The sequence below is a fragment of the Streptomyces sp. NPDC058157 genome (assembly GCF_042884105.1).
Lineage (GTDB): Bacteria > Actinomycetota > Actinomycetes > Streptomycetales > Streptomycetaceae > Streptomyces.
Genome location: NZ_JBHVUQ010000357.1, coordinates 1 through 3,413, shown reverse-complemented (window position 1 = coordinate 3,413; position 3,413 = coordinate 1). Strand labels below are relative to the sequence as shown.

Annotated in this window: 6 protein-coding genes; 3 read left to right on the top strand and 3 right to left on the bottom strand. The window is 72.8% G+C overall.

Going from position 1 to position 3,413, the window contains the following annotated elements; all coding sequences use genetic code 11:
- From ACFVXK_RS37640 to ACFVXK_RS37630, 3 genes are all read right to left on the bottom strand, one after another.
- The coding region (locus ACFVXK_RS37640) for a YciI family protein (RefSeq protein ID WP_389621594.1) at positions 1-289 on the bottom strand (289 nt) is incomplete at its 3' end.
- Between the two features lie 141 nt (positions 290-430).
- Complete coding sequence (locus ACFVXK_RS37635) at positions 431-1,051, bottom strand: hypothetical protein (RefSeq protein WP_389621591.1); 621 nt, start codon at positions 1,049-1,051, stop codon at positions 431-433.
- Positions 1,052-1,153: 102 nt separating this feature from the next.
- A complete protein-coding gene (locus ACFVXK_RS37630; RefSeq protein ID WP_388949817.1) occupies positions 1,154-1,423 on the bottom strand; it encodes a hypothetical protein in 270 nt (89 codons plus the stop codon).
- A 96-nt stretch (positions 1,424-1,519) separates the two neighbouring features.
- Between ACFVXK_RS37630 and ACFVXK_RS37625 the strand changes: the two genes are divergently transcribed.
- The 3 genes from ACFVXK_RS37625 to ACFVXK_RS37615 form a co-directional block, all read left to right on the top strand.
- Positions 1,520-1,864, top strand: coding sequence for a thioredoxin family protein (locus ACFVXK_RS37625; protein ID WP_389621588.1), 345 nt, complete (start codon positions 1,520-1,522; stop codon positions 1,862-1,864).
- A gap of 153 nt (positions 1,865-2,017) precedes the next feature.
- On the top strand, positions 2,018-3,217 hold the full coding sequence (locus ACFVXK_RS37620; protein WP_389621585.1) for a cytochrome P450: 1,200 nt from the start codon (positions 2,018-2,020) through the stop codon (positions 3,215-3,217).
- Positions 3,218-3,222: 5 nt separating this feature from the next.
- Positions 3,223-3,413, top strand: a 191-nt coding sequence (locus ACFVXK_RS37615; protein WP_389621582.1) for a ferredoxin, incomplete at its 3' end; no start/stop codon positions are given.

Here is a 3,413-nt window from a genome sequence, read left to right as displayed (position 1 = left end):
GCTTGGTCCACTCCAGGGCCTCGGCCTTGTCCTTGCACTGCAGGAGGGCGTAGCCGCCGACGACCTCCTTGGTCTCGGTGAACGGGCCGTCGGTGAAGCTGATCTTCCCGCCGGACCAGTCGAGGCGGGTGGCCTGGGCGGTGGGGAGCAGGCCGGCGGTGTCGAGCATGACACCGGCCTTGGTGACCTCCTCCAGCAGGGCGCCCATGCGCTGCTCGAACTCCGGCGGGAAGTCCTGCGGGGGGAGGTCCCGCTCGTCGATGCGGATGAGCGTCAGGAAGCGCGGCATGGTGACTCCTCGGGGGCGGTGGGCGGGGGCTCTCCCCGCCTCTCACCCTTGCGTCGAACGGAAGGGGCCCGGATCGACAGGTCCCGGGAAGAATTCTTCGGGAATTCCTCCGGGCGGGCCGGCCGGTGCGCGGGAGGCCCGTCAGGCGCACCAGAAGAAGATCGTGTCCTGGCCGGGCCGCCCGTCCTCCCGCGCGGTGGCCCATTCCTCGGCCTCGAAGCGGATCGCCTTGAGGAACACCTCGACGGTCTCCCGGACCTCCGGGTCCAGCCGGTCCAGGACCGCCTCGTGCGCGGCGACGAACTCCGCGGCCAGTTCGGTCGGGAAGGTGCCCATCCAGGGGGTGGAGTCCCCGGCCGGGGGCAGCCGGACGGGCGGGCCGGACATGAGGATCCGGGAGAGGGCCAGGCGGGCCGGGACCCCGGCGCGCGAGACCTCCTCGTCCACCGTCCGGAACCAGGACCGGCGCCGCCAGTCCCCGAGGTCGTGGGTGTCCGAGAAGTGCACGGAGATCAGCGCCTGCAGCGCGTAGTGGTAGCCGGGGCCCTGCTCGGCGCCGACCGTGCCGTCGAGCAGCTCCTCCAGGGCCTGCGCCACGGAGACCTCGAGGTCGACGCCCTGGCTGTGCAGCCGCCCGTCCACGGTCCGGCACTTCTCCCGGACGGTGGTGAGCGTGCGCTCCTGCTCGGGCGTGCGCTCGACCGCGGTGAGCAGCCGCATCGCTTCGCGCATGCTGCCGGTGCTCATGACAAGGTGACCCACGGTCACTTCCTTCCCCAGGCGATGCTTCATGTTCTCCGAACCGGGCCCTTCCGGCGAAACCGGCGTGCTGTTCGCGTCCGCGCGGCGGCCCTGGCGGCTGCCCTAGCGGCTGTCCCCGGACCAGTCCCAGCGGCCGGGGTCCGTGGCGCGGCGGCGGTAGTGGGCGCGGCCGCCCGGCCCGTAGCGGCCTATCTCGGTGGGCAGCCGGGCCTCTTCGGCCAGCCGCTCGGGGCTCCAGCCGGTGACGTCGAGGAGCAGCCCGTCGAGCGGCCCGCCGACGAGCTCGCCGTAGGCGCGGCCGGGGCGCGGGCCCGGATCGGGGTCGTCGTGGTCGGCGCCGTAGACCCTCCGGCGCGGTGTGCTGAGGTCCATGCCCCAAGGATCACAGCCCCCACTGACAACGCAGCCCGGGCGCCACTGCGCCTAGGCTGGCGGTGAGCACAGGCACGAACGAGGAGAGCGCCGCCCATGAACCGTCGGGTGCACCGGCCCCTGGAGGACCAGGAATTCGACTTCATCACCGGCATGGCGCAGGGGACCCCGGTGCTCGCGTACTTCACGGGCACCTGGCCGAAAGCCGTGGGGCCCTCGCGGGCGCTGGACGTCGTGGTCGAGGAGGTGGCGCAGGAGTACGGCGCCCGGCTGACGGCCGTCCGCACGGACATCACCCGCTGCCCGGCCACGACCCGCCGCCATGGGGTGACGGGGGCCCCGACCGTGGTCCTGCTGCGCTCGGGGGAGGCGGTGGCGACGCACGCGGGCCCGATGACGGCGGCGGAGCTGCGCGCCCTGCTGGAGGAGGCGGGGGTCTGACCACTGCGCCCACACCGGCCCGACGGGCCCCGGGCGTTTCCCTGAGGGTGAACTCGGGCAGGCTGGCCGAAAGTGGCATAGGTAGGATAGGTGCCTGAGGCATGTAATGGACCCAGGCAAGACGGAACCAGCCCTTGCGAGGTGTTGTTCTCCATGTCCGAAACCCTGTCCGGTGCCCTCTCCTTCCCGCAGGACCGCACCTGCCCCTACCACCCGCCGGCCGCCTACCAGCCCCTGCGGGACACCCGGCCGCTGACCCGGGTCACCCTCTTCGACGGCCGCTCCGTGTGGATGGTCACCGGCCACGCCGAGGCGCGGGCCCTGCTCGCCGACAACCGGCTGTCCACCGACCGCACCCACGAGGGCTTCCCCCTGCCCAGCGCGCGGTTCAAGGGGATCACCCGGCAGCGGACCGCGCTGCTCGGGGAGGACGACCCCGTCCACAACACCCAGCGCCGGATGCTCATCCCGAGCTTCTCGGTCAAGCGGGCGGCGGCCCTGCGGCCCCGGATCCAGGAGACCGTGGACCGGCTGATCGACGCGATGGTGGCGAAGGGCCCGCGGGCCGAGCTGGTCGGCGCCTTCGCCCTGCCGGTGCCGTCCATGGTGATCTGCGCGCTGCTGGGGGTCCCGTACGAGGACCACGAGTTCTTCGAGGCCCAGTCACGGCGGCTGCTGCGCGGCCCCGGTCCCGCCGACGTCGAGGACGCCCGTGCGCAGCTGCAGGGCTACCTCAGGGCGCTGATCCAGAGCAAGCGCGCCGCACCGGGCGAGGGGCTGCTGGACGAGCTGATCGCGACCCGGCTGGAGGCCGGTGAGCTCGACGTCGAGGAGCTGGTCTCACTGGCCGCGATCCTGCTGATCGCCGGGCACGAGACCACCGCCAACATGATCTCCCTCGGCACCTTCACCCTGCTGCGCCACCCCGAGCAGCTGGCGGAGCTGCGGGCCGACCCCTCGCTGCTGTCGGGGGCGGTGGAGGAGCTGATGCGGTTCCTGTCGATCGCGGACGCCATGCTGCGGCTGGCCACCGAGGAGATCGAGGTCGGCGGGGTCACGATCCGGCCGGGCGACGGGGTGATCTTCTCCACCTCGGTGATCAACCGCGACGAGGCGGCGTTCGAGGACCCCGACGTGCTCGACTGGCACCGGGGGGCCAACCGCCACCTGGCGTTCGGCTTCGGCATCCACCAGTGCCTGGGCCAGAACCTGGCGCGCGCGGAGATGGAGATCGCGCTCGGCACGCTGTTCGACCGGCTGCCCGGGCTGCGGCTGGCGGCCGATCCGGAGGCGATCCCGTTCAAGCCCGGGGACACCATCCAGGGCATGGTCGAACTGCCGGTGGAGTGGTGAGCGGCATGCGCGTCTCCGTGGACCGCGACGTCTGCATCGGCGCGGGCCAGTGCGTACTGGCCGCCCCCGAGGTGTTCACCCAGGACGACGACGGGCTCAGCGAGGTGCTCCCCGGCCGCGAGGACGGCCACGGCAGCCCGATGGTCCGGGAGGCGGCGCGCGCCTGCCCGGTCTCGGCGATCACCGTACGGGAGGA

Excerpts from the sequence above, each read along its gene's own strand:
- ACFVXK_RS37630 (WP_388949817.1), bottom strand. The coding sequence starts at position 1,423 with ATGGACCTCAGCACACCGCGCCGGAGGGTCTACGGCGCCGACCACGAC.
- ACFVXK_RS37625 (WP_389621588.1), top strand. The coding sequence starts at position 1,520 with ATGAACCGTCGGGTGCACCGGCCCCTGGAGGACCAGGAATTCGACTTC.
- ACFVXK_RS37620 (WP_389621585.1), top strand. The coding sequence starts at position 2,018 with ATGTCCGAAACCCTGTCCGGTGCCCTCTCCTTCCCGCAGGACCGCACC.